At 71.0% G+C, this 21,845-nt stretch carries 17 protein-coding genes; 9 read left to right on the forward strand and 8 right to left on the reverse strand.

Going from position 1 to position 21,845, the window contains the following annotated elements:
• Positions 1 to 111 precede the first annotated feature (111 nt).
• From fomD to IE274_RS06320, 3 genes are all read left to right on the forward strand, one after another.
• Positions 112 to 792, forward strand: coding sequence for a cytidylyl-2-hydroxypropylphosphonate hydrolase (fomD, locus tag IE274_RS06310; protein WP_190114561.1), 681 nt, complete (start codon positions 112 to 114; stop codon positions 790 to 792).
• A 116-nt stretch (positions 793 to 908) separates the two neighbouring features.
• A complete protein-coding gene (locus IE274_RS06315; protein WP_372447093.1) occupies positions 909 to 1,586 on the forward strand; it encodes a class I SAM-dependent methyltransferase in 678 nt (225 codons plus the stop codon).
• A 56-nt stretch (positions 1,587 to 1,642) separates the two neighbouring features.
• Positions 1,643 to 3,739, forward strand: a complete 2,097-nt coding sequence (locus tag IE274_RS06320; RefSeq protein WP_190114562.1) for an ATP-binding SpoIIE family protein phosphatase — start codon at positions 1,643 to 1,645, stop codon at positions 3,737 to 3,739.
• 146 nt (positions 3,740 to 3,885) lie between these two features.
• On the opposite strand, the gene IE274_RS06325 is transcribed toward IE274_RS06320, so the two are convergent.
• Positions 3,886 to 6,399: a transglycosylase domain-containing protein gene (locus IE274_RS06325; RefSeq protein WP_229909258.1), complete on the reverse strand. Its 2,514-nt coding sequence runs from the start codon at positions 6,397 to 6,399 to the stop codon at positions 3,886 to 3,888.
• Positions 6,400 to 6,730: 331 nt separating this feature from the next.
• Here IE274_RS06325 and IE274_RS06330 point away from each other — a divergent pair, with 331 nt between their 5' ends.
• From IE274_RS06330 to IE274_RS06340, 3 genes are read left to right on the forward strand one after another with little or no spacing between them, the layout of a single operon-like run.
• Positions 6,731 to 7,258, forward strand: a complete 528-nt coding sequence (locus IE274_RS06330; protein WP_190114563.1) for a PadR family transcriptional regulator — start codon at positions 6,731 to 6,733, stop codon at positions 7,256 to 7,258.
• Positions 7,255 to 7,941, forward strand: a complete 687-nt coding sequence (locus IE274_RS06335) for an ABC transporter ATP-binding protein (protein WP_190114564.1) — start codon at positions 7,255 to 7,257, stop codon at positions 7,939 to 7,941. Before IE274_RS06330 ends, IE274_RS06335 begins: the two co-directional genes overlap by 4 nt.
• The gene (locus IE274_RS06340; RefSeq protein ID WP_372447092.1) at positions 7,938 to 10,367 is read left to right on the forward strand and encodes an FtsX-like permease family protein; all 2,430 of its coding nucleotides are present in this window, start codon (positions 7,938 to 7,940) and stop codon (positions 10,365 to 10,367) included. Before IE274_RS06335 ends, IE274_RS06340 begins: the two co-directional genes overlap by 4 nt.
• Before the next feature lie 71 nt (positions 10,368 to 10,438).
• Here IE274_RS06340 and IE274_RS06345 read toward each other — a convergent pair whose 3' ends face one another.
• Complete coding sequence (locus IE274_RS06345; RefSeq protein ID WP_190114565.1) at positions 10,439 to 11,377, reverse strand: LysR substrate-binding domain-containing protein; 939 nt, start codon at positions 11,375 to 11,377, stop codon at positions 10,439 to 10,441.
• Positions 11,378 to 11,505: 128 nt separating this feature from the next.
• Here IE274_RS06345 and IE274_RS06350 point away from each other — a divergent pair, with 128 nt between their 5' ends.
• On the forward strand, positions 11,506 to 12,060 hold the full coding sequence (locus tag IE274_RS06350; protein WP_164321132.1) for a peroxiredoxin: 555 nt from the start codon (positions 11,506 to 11,508) through the stop codon (positions 12,058 to 12,060).
• 16 nt (positions 12,061 to 12,076) lie between these two features.
• Positions 12,077 to 12,610, forward strand: coding sequence for an alkyl hydroperoxide reductase (locus IE274_RS06355; RefSeq protein WP_190114566.1), 534 nt, complete (start codon positions 12,077 to 12,079; stop codon positions 12,608 to 12,610).
• Positions 12,611 to 13,200: 590 nt separating this feature from the next.
• Here the strand turns inward: IE274_RS06355 and IE274_RS06360 are convergent.
• From IE274_RS06360 to IE274_RS06375, 4 genes are all read right to left on the reverse strand, one after another.
• Positions 13,201 to 14,736: an AI-2E family transporter gene (locus IE274_RS06360; protein WP_190114567.1), complete on the reverse strand. Its 1,536-nt coding sequence runs from the start codon at positions 14,734 to 14,736 to the stop codon at positions 13,201 to 13,203.
• Positions 14,737 to 14,913: 177 nt separating this feature from the next.
• Positions 14,914 to 15,651 (reverse strand): aggregation-promoting factor C-terminal-like domain-containing protein, encoded by a 738-nt coding sequence (locus tag IE274_RS06365; RefSeq protein WP_482716767.1) that lies wholly within the window; start codon positions 15,649 to 15,651, stop codon positions 14,914 to 14,916.
• A gap of 451 nt (positions 15,652 to 16,102) precedes the next feature.
• On the reverse strand, positions 16,103 to 17,425 hold the full coding sequence (gene phoH2, locus IE274_RS06370) for an RNA 5'-3' helicase PhoH2 (RefSeq protein WP_190114569.1): 1,323 nt from the start codon (positions 17,423 to 17,425) through the stop codon (positions 16,103 to 16,105).
• 297 nt (positions 17,426 to 17,722) lie between these two features.
• A complete protein-coding gene (locus IE274_RS06375; protein ID WP_190114570.1) occupies positions 17,723 to 18,484 on the reverse strand; it encodes an isoprenyl transferase in 762 nt (253 codons plus the stop codon).
• A 210-nt stretch (positions 18,485 to 18,694) separates the two neighbouring features.
• On the opposite strand from IE274_RS06375, the gene mgrA reads away from it, so the two are divergent.
• Positions 18,695 to 19,732 carry an L-glyceraldehyde 3-phosphate reductase gene (gene mgrA, locus IE274_RS06380; RefSeq protein ID WP_190114571.1) on the forward strand — a complete coding sequence of 346 codons (1,038 nt, stop codon included), beginning with the start codon at positions 18,695 to 18,697 and terminating at the stop codon, positions 19,730 to 19,732.
• 709 nt (positions 19,733 to 20,441) lie between these two features.
• On the opposite strand, the gene IE274_RS06385 is transcribed toward mgrA, so the two are convergent.
• The gene (locus IE274_RS06385) at positions 20,442 to 20,906 is read right to left on the reverse strand and encodes a winged helix-turn-helix transcriptional regulator (RefSeq protein WP_229909260.1); all 465 of its coding nucleotides are present in this window, start codon (positions 20,904 to 20,906) and stop codon (positions 20,442 to 20,444) included.
• A gap of 143 nt (positions 20,907 to 21,049) precedes the next feature.
• Positions 21,050 to 21,820, reverse strand: coding sequence for a class I SAM-dependent methyltransferase (locus IE274_RS06390; protein ID WP_190114572.1), 771 nt, complete (start codon positions 21,818 to 21,820; stop codon positions 21,050 to 21,052).
• Positions 21,821 to 21,845: the final 25 nt, after the last annotated feature.

The following is a 21,845-nucleotide window of genomic DNA, read 5'->3' on the forward strand; positions in this document are numbered from 1 at the left end:
CGCGAAGCGCCGACAGCGGGGGTCCGAGGGCGGCAGCCCCCGGTTACGGGAAGGGGCGGGACTGGGGAAGCCCCCGGCAGGGCCCGCGGCCGCAGACCCTAATATCTGTTCATGACAGACGACGACGGAGCGGGCGCGGCGAAGGCGGCCCGGTGGGAGCCGGGGGCACAGATTCTGTGGCGGTACCGGGAGAACGCCGGGGACGGGTTCCACATTTGTCGGCCCGTCACCGTCGTGCGGGACGAAGAGGACCTGCTGGCCGTCTGGATGGCACCGGGCACGGAGTGCGTGAAGCCGGTGTTGGAGGACGGGACTCCGGTGCATCGGGAGCCGTTGGCCACGCGGTACACGAAGCCGCGTACGACCCGTCGGGACCACTGGTTCGGGACGGGTGTGCTGAAGCTGGCGCGGCCGGGCGAGCCGTGGTCGGTGTGGCTGTTCTGGGAGCCGGGCTGGCGGTTCAAGAACTGGTACGTGAACCTGGAGGAGCCGCGTACCCGCTGGCGCGGCGGCGTGGACTCCGAGGACCACTTCCTGGACATCTCCGTACACCCGGACCGAAGTTGGCGCTGGCACGACGAGGACGAGTTCGCCCAGGCCCAGCGGGCGGGCCTGATGACGACGGCGCAGGCGGAGGCGGTGCGGGCGGCGGGTCACGCGGCCGTGGACGTCATCCGCGCCTGGGGCCCCCCTTTCGGGGACGACTGGCCGAGCTGGCGCCCGGACCCGTCGTGGCGAATTCCCGCCCTCCCGGAGGACTGGGACCGTACGCCCGCGCACGTGTCCTCATGAGACCCTTGATGCGCCCCCGTGGTTCAAACGTAGGATCGTCCTCCGCAAGGGCGCACAGCAACAACTCCTCGTGCCCCCGCAGCGCCTGACAGGATGTCATCAAGGAGCGGCTGAACGTGAGCGAGGCATACCGCGCGCCTGGCGGCCACGACCGCACGGGCCAGGCCGAGGCGTTCGACGCCATCGGCTCGGCCTACGACGTCGCGTTCCCGCACAAGGCGGGTCAACTCGCGGCCGGCCGCCGCCTCGCCGCGGAACTGCCCGCGGGCTCCCGGATCCTGGATGTGGGCTGCGGCACGGGCCTGCCGACGGCCCGGCAGTTCACGGAGGCGGGGCACACGGTACTCGGCGTGGACCTGTCGGCGGGCATGCTGGAGCTGGCGCGCGCGAACGTTCCGTCACCGATGGCCGAGTTCCGCCGGGTGGATCTGGCGGATCTGCGCCCCTCGGGCGAAGGACCGGGCGCTGTGGGGCAGTTCGACGGAATTGCCTGTTTCTTCGCGCTGTTGATGCTGCCCCGGAAGGAGATACCGTCTGCTCTTCGACTGCTGCGGTCCCTGCTCAGGCCCGGCGGTCTGCTGGGAATGTCCATGGTCGAGGCCGACCTTGACGACGCGGCAATTCCGTTCCTGGGGCACACAATCCGGGTATCCGGTTACCTGCGGGACGAACTGCGGCAGGTCGTGCGGGACGCCGGCTTCGACATCGCCCACGAGGAGTCGTACTCGTACGCCCCGGCGAGGATCGATGCACCACCCGAGCACCAGTTATTCCTGCACTGCCGACGCGGCTGAGCAACGCTTGGACGGCGCGCGCGGCGCGCAGCCCCGGACGGACGGATTCGAAACGCGTGACGGAGCACCTCAGCCCCTACGAGGGCCGCAAGGCACCAGTTGCCCGGCCGACCGCCCCCGCGGATCCCCGCGGGGCACTGCTGCGTGCCCCGGAGACGGACACGTTCGGCTCCGGGGGCGTGAACGCCCTGCCCGCGCAGGCGCGCACGGGTGAACAGGACGCGGGCACGGGCAGCGAGCACGCCCAGTCGTCCACGCCCGCCACGGACGGCCCGGGCAGCCACCGCCCGCGCCCGGCTCCCGAGGGCGTACCGACGCAGCCACACCCCGGCCCCGACGCGGCCAGGCCCGGCACCGAGGGCCCGACGGCCCTCCCCGGCGTGAGTGACGTGCCGGGCGCCCCCGATGGCGCCGAGCGCCGCTCGGGCCGCCCGCGCCCGCCGGGTCCGGCGTCGATGCGGCGCGACGGGGACCGGCTGCGGTTCGTGGGCGCCGCCACCCGGCGCATCGCCCGCGGCATCGACCTCGACGAGATCGTGATGGGCCTGTGCCGGGCCACGGTGCCGACGTTCTCGGACGCGATCCTCGTCTATCTGCGCGATCCGCTGCCGGTCGGCGACGAACGCCCGGCCGGGCCGCTGCTGCTGCGCCTGCGCCGCACCGACCGCATCCCGGAGGACCAGGACACCGACGGCGGCACGCTGCCCGCCTTCCAGGTCCAGTCCGACCTGTCGTCGGCCGCGGAGCTGTGCGAGGTCCGGGTGGGCAGCGCGCTCGCCGAGGTCCTGCGCGGGGTGCGGCCGGTGTTCGCGGACGCCGCGACGGCGCGCGGCGCGCTGCCCGAACTGCTCGGCGAGGGGCGCACGGTGCCCGGCGGTCAGCGCGCGATCCTGGCGCCGCTGCGGGGGCGGCGTCGGGTCATCGGCGCCGCGGTCTTCCTGCGCCGCCCGGACCGGCACCCCTTCGAGGCCGACGACCTCCTGGTCGCCGCGCAGCTCGCCACGCACAGCGCGCTCGGCATCGACAAGGCCGTCCTGTACGGCCGCGAGGCGTACATCGCCGACGAGTTGCAGCGCACGATGCTGCCCGAGACCTTGCCGCGCGCCACCGGCGTGCGCCTGGCCTCGCGCTACCTCCCGGCCGCCGAGACCGCCCGCGTCGGCGGCGACTGGTATGACGCGATCCCGCTGCCCGGCAGCCGCGTCGCCCTGGTCGTCGGTGACGTCATGGGCCACTCCATGACCTCCGCCGCGATCATGGGCCAGCTCCGCACCACCGCGCAGACCCTCGCCGGGCTCGACCTGCCGCCCCAGGAGGTCCTGCACCACCTCGACGAGCAGGCCCAGCGCCTCGGCTCCGACCGCATGGCGACCTGTCTGTACGCGGTGTACGACCCCGTCTCGCACCGCATCACCATCGCCAACGCGGGCCACCCGCCGCCCGTCCTGCTGCACCTGGGCGGCCGCGCGGAGGTCCTGCGGGTACCGCCGGGCGCGCCCATCGGCGTGGGCGGCGTCGACTTCGAGGCCGTCGAGCTGGACGCGCCCGCGGGCGCCACGCTGCTGCTGTACACGGACGGGCTCGTCGAGTCCCGCCTGCGCGACGTGTGGACCGGTATAGAACAGCTCCGCGAGCGCCTCGCCGCGACCGCGCAGCTCACCGGGCACGACCACCCGCCGCCGCTTGAGGCCCTGTGCGACGAGGTCCTCGACATGCTCGGCCCCGGCGACCGCGACGACGACATCGCGCTGCTCGCCGCCCGCTTCGACGGGATCGCCCCGAGCGACGTGGCGTACTGGTTCCTGGAACCGGAGGACGCCACGCCGTCGCGGGCCCGGCGGCTCGCCCGCAGCGCCCTGGAGCGCTGGGGCCTGACCGAGCTGAACGACGCCGTGGAACTCCTGGTGAGCGAGGTCGTCACCAACGCCGTGCGGTACGCCACGCGGCCGATCACGCTGCGGCTGCTGCGCACGGACGTGCTGCGCTGCGAGGTCGGCGACGACGTGCCGCAGCTCCCCCGGCTGCGCCAGGCCCGCGCGACGGACGAGGGCGGCCGCGGGCTCTACCTGGTCAACAGGCTGGCGCGGCGCTGGGGTGCCACGCGGCTGAGCACGGGGAAGGTCGTCTGGTTCGAGCTGAACCAGAACGGCTGACCGGCTGACGGCTGACCGGCTGACGGCTGACGGCTGACCGGCTGACCGGCTGACCGGCTGACCGGCTGACGGCACAAGCGAAGGCGCCCGGAACCGAAGAGGTTCCGGGCGCCTTCGTGCTGCCCTGTGCGGCGGGCGTCGCCCGCTCAGTCAGCCCGGTCCGAGCGGTCCGCCCGGTCGTCCGGGTCGTCCGGGATGCCCCACGTCGGCGGCGGTGTCGTCGGCGTCGTGGGCGGGTCCGTCGGCGTCGTCGGGGTCGTCGGCGGCGTCGTCGGCGGGGTCGTCGGCGGCTTGGTCGTCGGGGGCTTCGTCGACGGCGGCCGGGTCGTCGGCTTGTCCTTGTCCTCGTCGTCCGTCTCGGTGGGCGGGGCCGTCGGGGTCCGCGGGGCCTGCGTCGTCGGCTCGGGCGGCGCCTCGACGCCGGAGCCCATGTCCGTGTCGAGCTTGAACTTGGTGCGCGAGCCCGTCGCGTTGAACGTGTACGCCGCCCAGACCTCGGCCGGGAAGCTGCCGCCGTCGACGCGCGGCTTGCCGCCCGCGCCCTTCATCGACACCTGCTGGCCGCGCTTGAGCTCGCCGTCGTTCTCGGGCTGCTCGCCGAACAGGCCGACGGACGTGACCAGCTTCGGCGTGTAGCCCACGAACCAGGCCGACTTGTTGTCGTCGGACGTACCGGTCTTGCCCGCGACCGACTGGCCCTTGCGGTTGCTCGCGTCGCGCACCGACGCCCGCGCCGTACCGTCGTCGACCACGCCGGTCAGCACGGACGTGACGGAGTCCGCGGCGCCCCGGCTGATGACCTCGTCGCCGATCGCGTCCGGCAGGTCGATGGAGCGGTCCTTGTGCTCGACCGACTTCACCAGCTGCGGCGTGACCTTCTTGCCGTGGTTGTCGAGCGTCGCGTACGCGCCCGCCATCTCCAGCGGGCTCGCGCCCATCGACCCGAGCGTCTGCGCGGGCACGGCGGGCAGGCCCTTGACGTCCATGCCGAGCTTGCCCGCGGTCTCGAGCACCTTGTCCATGTCCACGTCCACGCCCATCTGCGCGAACACGGAGTTGATGGACTTGTTCATCGCCGTCTGCACGGTGACGGGGCCGTAGGAGTGGCCGTCCTCGTTGGGCGGCGCGAAGCCGATGTCGCTGCCCTTGACGGGGCGCTTGCTGCGGCCGCTGTAGATGGTGTCCGCCGTGATCGGCCTGCCCTCCTGCGTCTTCGCGCCCTGTTCCAGGGCGGCGGCGAGGATCAGCGGCTTGAAGGTGGAGGCGGGCTGGTAGTCGGCGCGGGTCGCGTTGTTCGTGAAGTGCTTCAGATAGTCGCGGCCGCCGTACATCGCGACGACCCCGCCGGTCTTCGGGTCGACGGACACCGCACCGGCCTGCACGCGCGCGTCGGCCTTGTCCTTGCCCGGCTTCAGCTTGTCGTTGAGCTTCTTGTCGACCGCCTTCTCCAGCTGGCGCTGCTTCTTGGGGTCGATGTTGAGCGTGATGGTGTAGCCGCCGGCCTTGAGCTGCGCCTCCGCCTCGGACTTGGTGTAGCCCTCCTTGACGAGCTGTGCCTCGATGGCCTCGTTGGCGGCCCGGACCAGATAGCCGGTCTGCCCCTTCATCTCGGGGTCGGGCTTCGGCCCGTGCGGCTTCGGGAACGTCAGGCGGTCGCGCTCGGCGGAGTCGAGCCAGCCCTGCTCGACCATGTTGTTCAGTACGTAGTCCCAGCGCTCCCGGACCAGCTTCTTGCCGGTGGGCGTGGCCACCGCCCAGTCGTAGGAACTGGGGGCCTGGAGGAGCGCGGCGAGGTAGGCGCCCTGGGCGACGTTCAGCTTCTCGGCGTCGACGCCGTAGTAGGCCTGGGCCGCGGCCTGGATGCCGTAGGCGCCGCGGCCGTAGTACACGGTGTTGAGGTAGCCCGCGAGGATGTCGTCCTTGCTCTTCTCGCGGTCCACCTTCAGTGAGATGACCAGTTCCTTCAGCTTGCGCGAGACGGTCTGGTCCTGCGTGAGGTAGTAGTTCTTCACGTACTGCTGGGTGATCGTCGAGCCGCCCTGCTTGCCCTTGCCCGCCAGCGTGTTCAGCACACCGCGGGCGGTGCCCTTCAGGTCGACGCCCGAGTCCTTGTAGAAGGACTTGTTCTCGGCGGCGACGAAGGTGCGCTGCACCGGCTTCGGGATCTTGTCCAGGTCGATGATCTCGCGGTTCACGTCGCCGTCGCCGTCGCGGGCGAGGAGCGAGCCGTCGCTGTACTTGTAGACGTTGCTCTGCAGCTTCGCGGCGGCGTTGCCCTCGGGGATGTCCACGACGAGGTACAGCACGACGAAGCCGAGCATGCCGAGCAGGATGAAGCTGAAGAAGGCGCCCAGGAGCTTCTTCCAGGTGAAGAAGCGGCGGATGCCGGTGCGCTTGGGCTTGGCCGAGCGGGCGCGGCGGGCCGCGCGGCCACCGTCGCCGTCGCCCTCACCGGACTCGCTCGCGCCGGGTATGCCCTCGCGCGCGGTGTCCTCGCCGCCGGGGCCGCCGGGGCCGCCGGGGTCGACGCCCGTCGGCCCGTCCCCGCCGGGTCCGGCGACGGACGGACTGCCGGTGGCGGGGGCGCCGCCGGACGGGCGGGGGCGCGCTGCCCGGCGCGCACCGCGCTGCCGCGCTTTTCGCTCTTCCGCTCGGCCCATGACTGTGGCGCTCCGCTTCGTCTCGTCGTCTTGGTGCTTCGTGCTGCGTGCTGCGTCGTGCTCGGTTCGTGCTCGGGTCGTGCCTCTGCGTACCGATGGCACCTCAGGTCAGCTCATGAAGCTAACACCGCGCCAGAGGACAAACTCCCCACGATCCAGCCTTTTCCGGACGTGACAATCAGCACCCATCCCTGGGGAACCAGTGCCGTCCCACCCAAATCGACTCACCAGGGCCACTGACGGTTGCCCGCGACCCGAACACACAGTCGTCCGGCGACCTAGACACTGCGCGTATACACACCACGTATACGTGCTGTGTATAGTGCTCCGCATGTCCATCGGTCACACCCTCCTCGGGCTCCTGGAATCCGGGCCCCGCCACGGCTACGACCTCAAGCGCGCCTTCGACGAGAAGTTCGGGCACGACAAGCCGCTGCACTACGGCCAGGTCTACTCGACCATGTCCCGGCTCCTGAAGAACGGCCTCGTCGAGGTCGACGGGGTGGAGGCGGGCGGCGGTCCCGAGCGGAAGCGGTACGCCATCACCGAGGCGGGCATCACCGATGTCCAGCGGTGGCTCGCGACGCCGGAGAAGCCCGAGCCGTACCTCCAGTCGACGCTCTACACCAAGGTCGTCCTCGCGCTCCTCACCGACCGCGACGCCGGCGACATCCTCGACACCCAGCGCGCAGAACACCTGCGCCTGATGCGGATCCTCACCGACCGCAAGCGGAAGGGCGATCTCGCCGATCAGCTCATCTGCGACCACGCCCTGTTCCATCTCGAAGCCGACCTGCGCTGGCTGGAGCTCACCTCCGCCCGACTGGGCAAGCTCGCCAAGGAGGTGCTCCCCTCATGACCCCCGCTGGTTCCCTGCTCACCGCAGACGGGCTGCGCAAGGCCTACGGCCCGACCACCGCGCTCGACGGCGCCGAGTTCTCCATCCACCCGGGCGAGATCGTCGCCGTGATGGGCCCCTCCGGCTCCGGCAAGTCCACGCTCCTGCACTGCCTCGCGGGGATCGTGCGGCCGGACGCGGGCGAGATCACGTACAACGGCCGGAGCCTGGCCGGCATGAGCGACACCGCGCTCAGCGCGCTGCGCCGCAGCGAGTTCGGGTTCGTGTTCCAGTTCGGGCAGCTCGTCCCGGAGCTGACGTGCCTGGAGAACGTCGCCCTTCCGCTCAGGCTCAACGGCGCCAAGCGCCGCGACGCCGAGCGGACCGCCCTGACCTGGATGGAGCGCCTGGAGGTCGACGACGTACGCGACAAGCGTCCCGGCCAGGCGTCCGGCGGCCAGGGCCAGCGCGTCGCCGTGGCCCGCTCCCTCGTCACCAACCCGCGCGTGCTGTTCGCGGACGAGCCGACCGGCGCCCTCGACTCCCTCAACGGCGAGCGCGTGATGGAACTGCTCACCGACGCCGCCCGCTCCACCAACGCGGCCGTCGTCCTCGTCACCCACGAGACCCGGGTCGCCGCCTATTCCGACCGCGAGGTCGTCGTGCGCGACGGCAAGTCCCGGGACATGGAGCGCCTGGTATGAGCACGACCCGTACGAAGCCGGTGGAGCGGCCCGTCACCGCGGACCGGCCCACCGGACCCACCGGCGCCCGCGCCTGGCTGCGCGACCTCGTCATGGGCATCCGCTTCGCGGTCGGCGGCGGCCGGGAGGGCTGGGTGCGCACCGCGCTCACCGCCGTCGGCGTGGGCCTGGGCGTCGCGCTCCTTCTCGGCGCCGCCTCCGTGCCCGACCTGCTCACCAACCGCGACGCCCGCGCGACGGCGCGCCATCCCGCGGACACGATGGCCGCCAAGAAGATCGACCGCTCCGACTCGACGATCCTGATCGTCGACGCGGGCACCGACTTCCGCGACTCGGAGATCGGCGGCCGCTCGGTGCGCGCCGACGGCGACCACCCGGTGCTCCCGCCCGGCGTGAGCGAGCTGCCCAAGGGCGGCGAGATGGTGGTCTCGCCCGCCCTGCGCGACCTGATGAACAGCTCCGAGGGCAAACTCCTCAAGGAGCGCTTCGAGGGCTACCGCGTCACGGGCACCATCGGTGACGCGGGCCTCATGAGCCCCAAGGAGCTCTACTACTACACGGGTTCCGACACCCTCACCAAGGATCAGGGCGCCCACCGCATCAAGGCGTTCGGCTACGACGACCCGGCCGAGCCGCTCGACCCCCTCCTGGTCGTGCTCGTCGTCCTGATCTGCGTCGTGCTGCTCACCCCGGTGCTCATCTTCATCGGCACCGCGGTGCGCTTCGGCGGCGAGCGGCGCGACCAGCGCCTCGCGGCGCTGCGGCTCGTCGGCGCGGACCGGCGTTCGGTGCGCCGGATCGCGGCGGGCGAGGCGCTCTTCGGCGCCCTCCTCGGCCTCGCGCTCGGTGCCGTGTTCTTCCTGGGCGTACGGCAGTTGGTGGGCGTCGTCGACATCTGGAAGGTCAGCGCGTTCCCCTCTGACATGGTGCCGATGCCCGGCCTCGCCGCGCTGATCGCGGTGGCCGTGCCGGTCTCGTCCGTGCTCGTCACCCTGGTCTCGCTGCGCGCCGTCGCCATCGAGCCCCTCGGTGTCGTACGCAGCACGACGGCACGCAAGCGGCGGCTGTGGTGGCGGCTGGTTCTGCCCGTCGGCGGCCTGGTGATCCTGCTCAACCAGGACCAGGTGACCCGCACCGCGGGCGAGAACGTGCAGGTGTACTCCATCGCCGCGGGCGCCACCCTCGTCCTGGTGGGCCTCGCGACGCTGATGCCCTGGCTGGTCGAGGCGGCCGTGGCCAGGCTGCGCGGCGGCCCCGTGCCCTGGCAGCTCGCCACCCGGCGGCTGCAGTTGAGCAGCGGCACGGCGGCCCGCGCGGTCAGCGGCATCACGGTCGCGGTGGCGGGCGCGGTCGCGCTGCAGATGCTCTTCGCGTCCATGCACGACGACTTCAACACCACCACCGACCAGGACCCGCGGCGCGCCCAGCTCAACGTCAGCTCGCCGGAGGCCAGCGGTCCGCTGGCGCAGCGGATGATCGACGACTTCCGCACCGCGAAGGGCGTCAAGGGCGTCATCGGCCGGGTCTCGTCGTACGTGGTCAAGCCGGGCGAGCTGAAGAACGCCGACGACATGCGGCCCACCACCGAGCTGTCCGTCGGCACCTGCGCGACCCTGCGCGAACTGGCGCGGGTCGACTCCTGCAAGGACGGCGACACCTTCGTCGTGCACACCGGGGACCGGGACCTGGACCAGTGGGTGGACCAGACGGCACGGCCCGGCAAGAAGGTCGACCTCAACAGCGAGAGCTGGGGCGACTACGCGAGCAAGCCGCGCGGGAAGCACATCCCGTGGACGCTGCCGAAGTCGAGCCGCACGGTCACCTCGCGCCCCGACCCGGTGGGCGACCGCTACAACGGCATTTTCGTGACGCCCGGCGCGATCGACGTGGCGAAGCTGGAGGACGCGAACACCCAGGCCCTCGTGCAGATCGACCCGAAGGTCAAGGACGCCGAGGAGTACGTGCGCAACGCGGCCACGCAGATCGATCCGCTGATCCGCGTGTACACGATCCGCATGATCGAGCGCGACAAGCAGTACGCCTCGGTGCAGAAGGGGCTGCAGGCGGGCGCGATCGCCACGATGATGCTGATCGCCGCGTCCATGCTGGTCTCCACCCTTGAGCAACTGCGGGAGCGCAAGCGGCTCCTGGCCGCCCTGACCGCCTTCGGCACCCGGCGCTCGTCGATGGCCTGGTCGGTGCTGTGGCAGACGGCCGTCCCGGTGGTGCTCGGCCTCGGCCTCGCCATCGCCGGCGGCCTGGCCCTCGGGGCCGTGATGTGCCGGATGGTGGACAAGTCCGTCACCGACTGGCTGGTGTTCCTGCCGCTGTGTGCGGCGGGCGCGGCGCTGGTCGCGACGGTGACGCTGCTGAGCCTGCCTGCGCTGTGGCGGATGATGCGGCCGGACGGGCTCCGCACGGAGTAGCTCCCGCGGGGTGACGTCAGCGGGGGGGTGGGGGCACACAGCTCGGCTGTGTGCCCCCACCCCCCGTTTCCTCACAACACCCGCACCGGCAACGGCCGCAGCGCCTCCCGCAACGCCCCCGCCAACTCCTCGTACTCAGCCGCCCGCGCGGCCCCCGTACGCATCGCGAGTGCGACCCTCCGCGTCGGGGCCGGGTCGGCGAAGTACCCCGTCAGGAGCTGGCTGCTGCGGCTCGCCTCGACGCGGAGTGCCGTACGCGGCAGCAGGGTCACGCCGAGGCCGCCCGCGACGAGCTGGACGAGGGTGGAGAGGCCTGCGGCGGTCGTGGTGACGGGCGCGTCCGCGCGGCCCACCTCGCGGCAGATGTCGAGCGCCTGGTCGCGCAGGCAGTGCCCCTCGTCCAGGAGCAGCAGGTTGAGTTCCTTGAGCGCCTCGCGCGGAATGCCCTCGCGGCCGCCGAGCCAGTGGTCGAGGGGCGTGACGAGCACGAAGTCCTCGTCGAAGAGCGGGAGTTCGGTGACTCCGGGCACACCGAGGGGCACCGCGAGCAGCAGCAGGTCGAGCCGCCCCGCCGCGAGCCCTTCGAGGAGCGAGGAGGTCTGCTCCTCGTGCACCTGGAGGTCGAGGTCCGGGTACTTCTCGTGGACCAGGGTGATCAGCGTCGGCAGCAGGTACGGCGCCACCGTCGGGATCACCCCGAGCCGCAGCGCGCCGGTGAACGGCGCCTTCACCGCGTCCGCCTCCTCCATCAGCGCCTCGACCTCGTCGAGCACCGCCTTGGCGCGCACCGCGAGCCGCTCCCCCGCCGGGGAGAGCAGCACCTTGCGGGTGGTGCGCTCCAGGAGCTGGACACCCAGTGCCTCCTCCAGCGCGGACACCGCACCGGACAGCGCGGGCTGACTCATCCCGATTGCTGCCGCCGCGTCCCTGAAGTGCAGGTGCTCGGCCACGGCCGCGAAGGCGCGCAGCTGCGCCAGGCTGGGTTGCTTGCCCCTATTTATGGCTCGCACTGATAGCTACCTCCGATCAACACGACCGAGTGTAGCTATTTCCCTAATCAATGCACTCTGTGCCACGATCGACAGCAGTCCAACCCCCTGGAGCCCCTTACCGGGCTCCTACGCTGCAAGGAGAGCGCGTGCTCACTGTCGGTGACAAGTTCCCCGAGTTCGACCTGACTGCCTGTGTCTCGCTGGAGACGGGCAAGGAGTTCGAGCAGATCAACCACAAGACCTACGAGGGCAAGTGGAAGATCGTCTTCGCGTGGCCCAAGGACTTCACCTTCGTGTGCCCGACCGAGATCGCCGCCTTCGGCAAGCTGAACGACGAGTTCGCCGACCGTGACGCGCAGGTCCTCGGCTTCTCCGGCGACTCCGAGTTCGTGCACCACGCCTGGCGCAAGGACCACCCGGACCTGACCGACCTGCCCTTCCCGATGCTGGCCGACTCCAAGCACGAGCTCATGCGTGACCTCGGCATCGAGGGCGAGGACGGCTTCGCGCAGCGCGCCGTCTTCATCGTGGACCAGAACAACGAGATCCAGTTCACGATGGTGACCGCCGGTTCCGTCGGCCGTAACCCCAAGGAGGTCCTGCGGGTCCTCGACGCCCTCCAGACGGACGAGCTGTGCCCGTGCAACTGGAGCAAGGGTGACGAGACCCTGGACCCGGTCGCGCTGCTCTCCGGCGAGTGACGGAGCACTGATCCTCATGGCTCTCGACGAACTCAAGTCCGCCGTACCGGACTACGCCAAGGACCTGCGCCTGAACCTGGGCTCGGTCATCGGCAACAGCGACCTGCCGCAGCAGCAGCTGTGGGGCACCGTGCTCGCCTGCGCGATCGCCTCGCGCTCGCCGCGCGTGCTGCGTGAGCTGGAGCCCGAGGCGAAGGCGAACCTCTCCCCCGAGGCGTACACCGCCGCGAAGTCGGCTGCCGCCGTCATGGCGATGAACAACGTCTTCTACCGCACGCGGCACCTGCTCTCCGACCCGGAGTACGGGACGCTGCGCGCCGGTCTGCGGATGAACGTCATCGGCAACCCGGGCGTGGAGAAGGTCGACTTCGAGCTCTGGTCCCTCGCGGTCTCCGCGATCAACGGCTGCGGGCAGTGCCTCGACTCCCACGAGCAGGTGCTCCGCAAGGCCGGTGTCGACCGCGAAACCATCCAGGAAGCGGTCAAGATCGCCGCCGTCGTCCAGGCGGTCGGCGTCACGCTCGACTCCGAGGAGCACCTCGCGGGCTGACCCCCGACGACTCCTCCGGTACGTCCACGTAGGGCCCCGCTCACCTCGAGCGGGGCCCTACGCGCACCCCACCCCCGGTCGGCGCTCCGCACCTCGTCCTCAATCGCCGGACGGGCTCTTCCCCCACCCACCCGCCCCCCTTGCCCTCCGGGCGGGGCGATGAGTGACCGGGGGTGGGGTGCACCCTCCGGGCGGGCGAGGCGAGCCGGGCGGGCGCGCCCTGCGAGGGGACGGGTGGGGATTGCCCTCCGGACAGGGCGGGTGGAGTTCACCCTTCGGGTGGGGCAGACGGGCTTCGCTCTCCGAGCTGACTGAGACGACCGGGCGGGGAAATCCAGCCCGTCCGGCGCTTGAGGACGAGGCCGCAGGCCGATCGGGGGAGGACCGTCCGACCCGACGGGGACACCCAGCCGTCCCAGCCCGTCCGGCGCTTGAGGACGAGGCGCGGAGCGCCGATCGGCGGAGGACCGTCCCACCCGACGGGGACACCCAGCCATCCCAGCCCGTCCGGCGCTTGAGGACGAGGCGCGGAGCGCCGATCAGGGGGGAGAGAGACCAGCACGCCCGCACGGGGCAAGCCTCGGCGCAGGTCAGGCCTCGGGGCCCGTGGAGGTGGGGGCCAGTTCGGAGGCGGTGGCTCCGCGGGGTTGGGGAGCCTGCTTCAGCGCCGCCTCGCGGGCGTACGCGCGGAGATAGCCGACCACCGTGTTCGTCACCGCGACCAACGGCACCGCCACCACCGCCCCGCCGATCCCGGCGACCATCCCCCCGGCGGCCACCGAGAGCACCACGGCCAGCGGATGCACGGCCACTGCCCGCCCGAGGATGAAGGGCTGCAGGATGTGGCCCTCGATCTGCTGCACCGCGAGCACCACGATCAGCGCCATCACCGCCGTGAACACGCCCTGCGTGACCAGCGCGACGACCACGGCGAGCGCCCCGGAGATGACGGCGCCGACGAGCGGGATGAACGCGAAGAGGAAGATGAAGACGGCGAGCGGCACGGCCATGGGCACGCCGAGGAAGTAGATGCCGACGCCGATGAACACGGCGTCGATGAGAGCCACTATCACCGTGCCCCGCACATACGCGGTGAGCGTCCGCCACGCCCGCGGACCCGCGCCCGCGACGCCCGGCCGGGCCGCGGCGGGCACCAGCTTCAGGAACCATTTCCAGATGCGCGGCCCGTCGTACAGCAGGAACAGCGTGGAGAACATCGCGAGGAGGATGCCGGTCATCGCCTCGACGATGACGGTGACGCCTTCGAGCCCGGCGGAGGTGATCTCCTCGGAGTTGGCGCCGACGGCCTCGCGCAGCGATTTGGCGATGTCGTTGATCTGGTCCTCGGTGACGTGGAAGGGGCTGTTGAGCAGCCACTTCCGCAAGTCCTCGATGCCGTCCTGGACTTGGCTGGAGAGGTTGTCGACGTTCTCCATGACCTGCCAGACCACGAACCAGCCCACGAGCCCGATGATCACGAAGCCGAGCACGGCGGTGCAGACGGTGGCGAGCCCCTGCGGCAGCCCGAGCCGCTTGAGGCGGGCGACGGTGGGCTGGAGCAGCGCGGTGATGAGGAGCGCGGCGACGAAGGCGAAGACGACGAGCTGGACGGCGCTGATGACCTTCATCAGGACCCAGACGGTCCCGGCGAGGACGAGCAGCCGCCACCCGGCCTCGGCGGCGACCCGCACCCCCCAGGGCACGGCGGCGACGGGGTCGGGCCGTGCTCCTATGTCGGGCGCGTAGGCCGGCGGGGCGGGAACGGCGGGGACCTGGTCGGCGGCGCCGGAGCCGGACGCGCCGGAGTCCGACGGCAGGTCGTCCGACAGGTCGTCCAGAGCGTCCTCGGCGGCCGCGGCGGCCCGCACCCGGTCCGCGTACCGCTTGCGCAGCGACAGCTTCCCGTGGCCGGCGGCACCCTCGGCCGTGGCACCGTCGGCGGTGGCGGCGTGGGCCGCGGACCCGTTGGCCGCAGCACGGTCGGAGACACTCACGTCGGGCGCGCTCGCGTCCGCGTCGGCACCCGTGCCCGCGGCCCACTCCTTGGAGCCGTCCGCGCCCAGGCGTTCTCCCATCCTGGTCAGCGCGCCGCCCACGCGGCCGCGCCACCCTGGAACTCGCGCCATGATCCGTCCTCTACCCCCGTCTTGCCCCACCACGTACCAAGTCCCCCGGTTCTGCTCGGGGGACTGTCGGACCGACCGTACACGGGCGGGACCCCTCACCGTAGGACGGTGAGGGGTCCCTGAAGGTTGAGAGCGAGCGCGGCGCTGTTCATCGCTGGTCAGCGCCCGCCGCACACCTCAGTACCAGTTGTTGTTCTGCCAGAAGTCCCAGGCACCGCACGGGCTGCCGTAGCGGTCGTTCATGTAGTTCAGGCCCCACTTGATCTGGGTGGCCGGGTTGGTGCGCCAGTCCGCGCCCGCGGAGGACATCTTGGAACCGGGCAGCGCCTGAACGAGGCCGTACGCGCCGGAGGAGGCGTTGGTGGCCTTGTAGTTCCAGGTCGACTCGTGGTTCACGATGTTGCTGAAGCACTGGAACTGACCGGCCGGGACCATCTGCCGGGCCATCGCCTGGACCTGCGAGACGGAGTAGGAGCTCTGCGGCGCGAAGTCGGAGGCGTCGCGTCCGGAGGAGCGGCTGGCCTTGGTCTCGGCGGCCTTCTCACGCTCCTTCTTCTCCGCGGCCTTCTTCGCGGCGGCTTCCTTCTCGGCCTTCTCCGCCTTCTCGGCCGCCTGCTGCTTGGCTACGGCGTCCTTGGCGGCCTGCTTGCGCGCGGCCTCGGCCGCGGACTTCTTCGCCGCCGTGTCGGCGGCCATCGCCTGGGCGTCGGCCTGCTGCGCCACGGACGTGGTCTGCACCTGGGCGTGCTGACCCGCGGGTATGTCTGCGAGGAGAGTCGCGTCGCTTGCCGTCGTCTCGAGGTCGTTGGACTTCGAGGACTGGGTGTCGCCCGAGGCAACACCCACGACAGCGCCGACGGTGGTGACCGCAGTGGCCGAAGCCACCGCGAATCCCCGGACCGAGATCCGGCTCACACGGTTTCCTTCCAGCATCGCCCGCATAGGTGACCCCGCGGACGCAATCGTGCCCCTGGCGCTGGCCTCCGCTGGGTACTTCGGTCACGGGAGGCGCGGGCCCGGTGGACAACTCCTTGGACAGGAGCGCCGCTTGGTGCTCGGGCGGCATACGGCTACCACTATGAAGTTCTGTTGTTCTGTACCGCTGGGGGTACAGGAGTGCCGTATGCGGGGCCTGACAGGACCCAGACTCTGCCGTAGCGAGACGCCGCGAGGCAATTCTGCGTTGCGTGGGAAAGCTCACACCCCGTTTGCCCCAGGAGTTTTGCGGAAACACCCGCACACCAAGACGCCGCCCGGCTAGGCTCACTCGCTTCGCCGGGCGGCGCCAACTACCCCGTAGGGGAACCGAACTTGGACAGATGCCCCAGATCCAACGGACCTCTCGGCCTGCTCGTATCAGGCGGTGTCAGATCTGGACGTCCTCCAGCATTTCGGTCACAAGCGCCGCGATCTGCGACCTCTCGGACCGGGTGAGGGTGACATGCGCGAAGAGCGGATGCCCCTTCAGTTTCTCGATGACGGCCACGACTCCGTCGTACCGGCCGACCCGGAGGTTGTCGCGCTGGGCGACGTCATGGGTCAGTACGACACGTGAATTCGCCCCGATCCTGGACAGAACGGTCAAGAGGACGTTCCGCTCCAGGGATTGGGCCTCGTCCACGATGACGAAGGCGTCGTGCAGCGAGCGGCCCCGGATGTGGGTGAGCGGCAGCACCTCCAGCATGCCGCGCGCCGAGACCTCCTCGATGACCTCCTTGCCCGCGACGGACCCGAGGGTGTCGAAGACGGCCTGTGCCCAGGGCCCCATCTTCTCGGCCTCGGTGCCCGGCAGATAGCCGAGCTCCTGCCCGCCCACCGCGTACAGCGGCCGGAACACCATCACCTTCTGGTGCTGGCGGCGTTCCAGGACGGCCTCCAGGCCCGCGCAGAGGGCTAGCGCCGACTTGCCGGTGCCCGCGCGGCCACCCATCGACATGATGCCGACGTCCGGATCGAGCAGGAGGTCGAGCGCGATGCGCTGTTCCGCGCTGCGCCCCTTGATGCCGAAGGCCTCGCGATCGCCGCGTACGAGACGGACGTTGCCCTCGGGCGAGATCCGGCCGAGCGCCTTGCCGCGCTCGGACTGGATGGTCAGGCCCGTGTGCACGGGCAGGTCGGCGACCTCGGGGACGTACAGGCTGTCCGTCTCGAAGAGAAGGTCGACCTGCTCCCCCGAGAGGGTCAGTTCGGACATTCCGGTCCAGCCGGAGGCGTCCGTGATGGCGAGCTCCGCGCGGTACTCCTCGGCGAGGAGACCGACGGACGATGCCTTGATTCTGAGCGGCAGGTCCTTGGAGACGACCGTGACCTCGTACCCCTCCGCCTGGAGGTTGCGTGCCACCGCGAGGATCCGTGAGTCGTTGTCGCCCAGGCGGTAGCCCGCCGGGAGCACGCCGGGGTCGGAGTGGTTGAGCTCGACGCGCAGCGTGCCGCCCAGGTCGCCGATCGGGATCGGCGCGTCCAGGCGCCCGAAGCGGATCCGGCAGTCGTCGAGCAGACGCAGCGCCTGCCGGGCGAAGTAGCCGAGCTCGGGATGGTGCCGCTTGGCCTCGAGCTCCGTCACGACGACGATCGGCAGCACTACTTCGTGCTCGTCGAAGCGGGACAGGGCGTTCGGGTCGGCGAGCAGAACGCTGGTGTCAAGAACATAGGTGCGCCGGCCTTGCTGGCGCTTTGTGCTGGTCACCACGGAAGGACGTACCCCCTCGGATGAGGTCGGGGAGCGACGGAGGGAACTGGGCCGGTGACTGGCCACCCTGCGCGGGCCGAACACCGGCCCTCCCTGTCGTCCGCGCTCGGCGCGCGGTCGTCCTGGTGCAAAGGGCCTCCCGGGCGGACGGCCCCGTGCCGTCCGCTGAGATCCGGCGTCCGTGAATCGGACGCCGACCTGCAAGTGGTATTCCCTCGAACAAGCGCAGCCATGCCATGGCATATGACGGCGCGTTGGTTAACTCCTGGTTACCGAGACCTCATCGGGGCTGCTGCGTCATCCGCCGTAACGGCGGTGGCGCGCGGCGTAATCACGCAGCGCACGCAGGAAGTCGACCTTGCGGAAGGCCGGCCAGAAGACTTCGCAGAAGTAGTACTCGGAGTGAGCGGACTGCCAGAGCATGAAGCCCGAGAGCCGCTGTTCACCACTCGTCCGGATCACCAGATCGGGGTCGGGCTGGCCACTCGTATAGAGGTGCTTGGAGATCTGCTCGACGTCGACGCTCTCGGCGACGTCCTCGATGGCGGTGCCGCGCTCGGCGTGGTCGAGCAGCAGGGAGCGGACGGCGTCGGCGATCTCCTGGCGGCCGCCGTAGCCCACGGCGACGTTCACGAGTATGCCGGTGCGGGTGTGCGTGGCCTGCTCGGCCTCCTTCAGCACGCCCTGGGTGCGGGACGGCAGCAGGTCGAGGGCGCCGACGTGGTGCACGCGCCAGCGGCCGTCGTCGACGAGGCTGCGGACGGTGTCCTCGATGATGCCGAGGAGCGGGATCAGCTCCTCCTCGGGGCGGTCGAAGTTGTCCGTGGAGAGCATCCACAGCGTGACGACCTCGACGTCGGTCTCGGCACACCAGCCGAGGAATTCCTCGATCTTGTACGCGCCCGCCTGGTGACCCTGGGCGGTGGTGCCGCCGGAGGCCTTCGCCCAGCGGCGGTTGCCGTCGAGGATGACGCCGATGTGCTTGGGCACCTGGTCGTGGTCGAGGCGGCCTTCCACCCGGCGTGCGTAGAGTCCGTACACCAGGTCGCGCAGCTTCACGTGTGTCAGCCCCTCCAACAGACGGCAGTCCCCGAAGGCGAAAGCGTACCGCTGCCGGAGGGGGCCTCGTTCCGCGTGGGCGGGGCGGGCTCCGGCCTTCGCCCGCGAGGCCGCCCGGCGCCGGGCCGGTCGGCGCGGTGCGGCCGTACGCGGATCCGTCGCACACGGCACTGCGGCCGTACCCGCGTCCCCTCAAGTAGCTTCGTCCTCATGAACGACACCTCCGAGTACCGCGCAGCAGCGGACCGTTACGAGTCCATGGAGTACCGGCGCAGCGGCCGCAGCGGCCTGAAGCTGCCCGCCGTCTCCCTCGGCCTGTGGCACAACTTCGGCGACGACCGCGCCCTCGACGCGCAGCGCGCGATCCTGCGCCGCGCCTTCGACCTGGGCGTCACCCACTTCGACCTGGCGAACAACTACGGCCCGCCGCCCGGCAGCGCGGAGCTGAACTTCGGCAAGCTCTTCGCCCAGGACTTCGCCCCCCACCGGGACGAGCTGGTCATCTCGACCAAGGCGGGCTACCTCATGTACGACGGTCCGTACGGCGAGTGGGGTTCCCGGAAGTACCTGCTGTCCTCGCTCGACGCGTCCCTGGACCGCATGGGCCTGGACTACGTGGACATCTTCTACTCGCACCGCTTCGACCCGGACACCCCGCTCGAGGAGACGATGGGCGCCCTCGCCTCGGCGGTCCAGCAGGGCAAGGCGCTGTACGTCGGCGTCTCCTCGTACAACAGCGAGCAGACCGCGGAGGCGGCGCGGCTGCTGCGCGAGATGGGCGTACGCCCCCTCATCCACCAGCCGTCCTACTCGATGATCAACCGCTGGACCGAGGACGACGGCCTGCTCGACACCCTGGAGGCGGAGGGCATGGGCTGCATCTCCTTCGTCCCGCTCGCCCAGGGCCTGCTGACGAACAAGTACCTGAAGGGCATCCCCGAGGGCTCCCGCGCCACCCAGGGCAAGTCCCTCGACCCGCAGCTCCTCAGCGACGAGGTCGTACGCCGCCTCAATGGCCTGAACGACATCGCAGCGCGGCGCGGGCAGTCGCTCGCGCAACTGGCCCTGAACTGGGTCCTGCGCGACGAGCGCATGACGTCCGCCCTCATCGGCGCCTCCAGCGTGCGGCAGCTGGAGGAGAACGTGGCGGCGCTGTCCGGGCCGAAGCTCACGGACGCGGAGCTCTCCGAGATCGACGCGTTCGCCGTTTCCACGGCGGGGACGAACATCTGGGCCGGCCGGGGCTAGGTCCGGCGGGGGCGCCCTGGGGGTGGGGTGCCCTTGGGCCGGGGGCACCGCCGATCGGCCTCCGGCCTCGTCCTCAAACGCCGGACGGGCTGAATCGGTGCTGGTCAGGCTGCTGGTCGGGCGGGGGCCGGAGGGGGCTCGGGGGCGAGGCCGTCCGGCCTGCTCCTCGGCCGCTCCGCAGGGGCCCGAAAGTGGGCACAAAAAACGGGCCGGTCCGTGGGGGGGGGAGACGGACCGGCCCGAGGGGGGGTTTCCACCATAACCCTTCGTAAGTGGTTCGGGGTGCATCGGCGTGCCACAACTACGCTCCGAAGTTGCCCGACAACTGGCTGAGCCTGTTCTCCCACCGGATTTCGGCCCTCCCGGCGCGATCCGGTCGCCGACGGCGGGTACTCCCGACGGGTGACGCGGGCGCGGGGCGCGGGCTTGACGGCGGCGGGGTGAGGGTGGGGCGCGGCGAACGGAGGCGGGGCCTCGACGGGGCGGCGGCCGGGCGGGGCGTCGGGCTTCGATGGACGCACGAGGCCGCGCAGCCCCCTCCACTGCGCGGCACCGCCCGCGCAGCTTTGCTCACGCGAATTAGCGTTGGTCTGAACTTACGGGAGGCGCGGGGCGGAATCGAGCCAGTTCGGATAACGATGCGGAATCGACTGGCGGGGCGTTGGCGAATTGCCCCGATTCGTACGCCCGAGGGGACTGATTCGCACACTCAGGCGGACTGGACGGCCGCGCTTGCGGCACCCGACCGGCCACCGCCGCCACCGGCCTCGGCACCTCCGCCACCGGTCTTCGCCCCCTCGGCGTCGGTCTTCGCACCCCCGCCGCCGGTCTTCTCGGCGTGCCGCTCCACCAGCCGCTCCATGTGCTGGTCGCCCCAGATGCCGAGGGGGACGAGGGCCATGTTCAGGGTCTGGCCGAGCTCGGTGAGGGAGTACTCGACCTTGGGCGGCACCTCGCGGTAGACCTCGCGGTGGACGATGCCGTCGGCTTCCATCTCGCGGAGCTGCTGGATCAGCATCTTCTCGCTGACGCCGGGCACATGCCGCCGCAGCTCACCGAAACGGAGCGTACGACCGGCGTACAGCGCCCACAGGATCAGGGGCTTCCACTTGCCGCCGACGACATCCACGGCCGCGTCCAGGCCGCAGAGGTACGGTCCCTTGCGATGCGCCATGCCAACTCCTCGTCCACGTACCGGCTCCGCCGACTCACTTACCGAACCGACAGTACCGCCGAACGGATGACTACCGCTGGGCTGGCGACTACCGCAGCACTGGCGGCTACCGCCGGACTGGCCGACTACCGCAGCACCGCTGGCTACCGCTTCACCGCTTCGAACAGGTGGCGGGTGCTGTGGGCGACGAACGGCCCCTCGTCGCGGATCAGCTCGTGCAGTTCGCGCAGGCGCGGCCGGTAGGCGTCTACCGTGAACCCCGGCACCATCCACACGACCTTCCGCAGGAAGTGGACGACGGCCCCGATGTCGTAGAACTCCATCCGCAACCGCTCGGCACGCAACGAGACGACATCGAGCCCGGCGGCCTCGGCCCGCACCCGCTCCCCCTCCGGATCCCGCGCGCCCCTGACCTCCGCGGGCTGCTCCCCCAAGAAGTACTCGACCAGCTCGAACACACTGCTTGGCCCCACGTGCTGGGCGAAGTACGTCCCACCGGGCCGCAGCACACGAGCGATCTCCTCGAAGTGCGGCGTCACCGGATGACGGCTGGTGACCAGGTCGAACCCCCCGTCCGCGAACGGCAACGGCGCGTCCTCCGGCGAGGCCACGACGACCACACCGCGCGGATGCAGGAGGGCGGCGGCCTTGGCGACATTGGGCGCCCACCCCTCGGTGGCGACGGCGAGCGGCGGCAGCACGGGCGCGGAGGCCAGCACCTCACCCCCACCGGTCTGCAGATCGAGCGCCGCCTCGGCCCGCCCGAGCCGCTCGCCCATGGCCCGCGCGTACCCCCACGAGGGCCGCGCCTCGGTGGCCCGGCCCTCGAACCAGGAGAAGTCCCAGCCCGCTGTGGGGGCGGCTTCGGCTTCGGCCACGAGCTGGTCGAACGTGGGGGAGGTGGGGGTGGTCATGGGGTGATCGTAAGCATCTGGTCGG

It is taken from the genome of Streptomyces flavofungini (assembly GCF_014650815.1).
Classification (GTDB): Bacteria; Actinomycetota; Actinomycetes; order Streptomycetales; family Streptomycetaceae; genus Streptomyces; species Streptomyces flavofungini.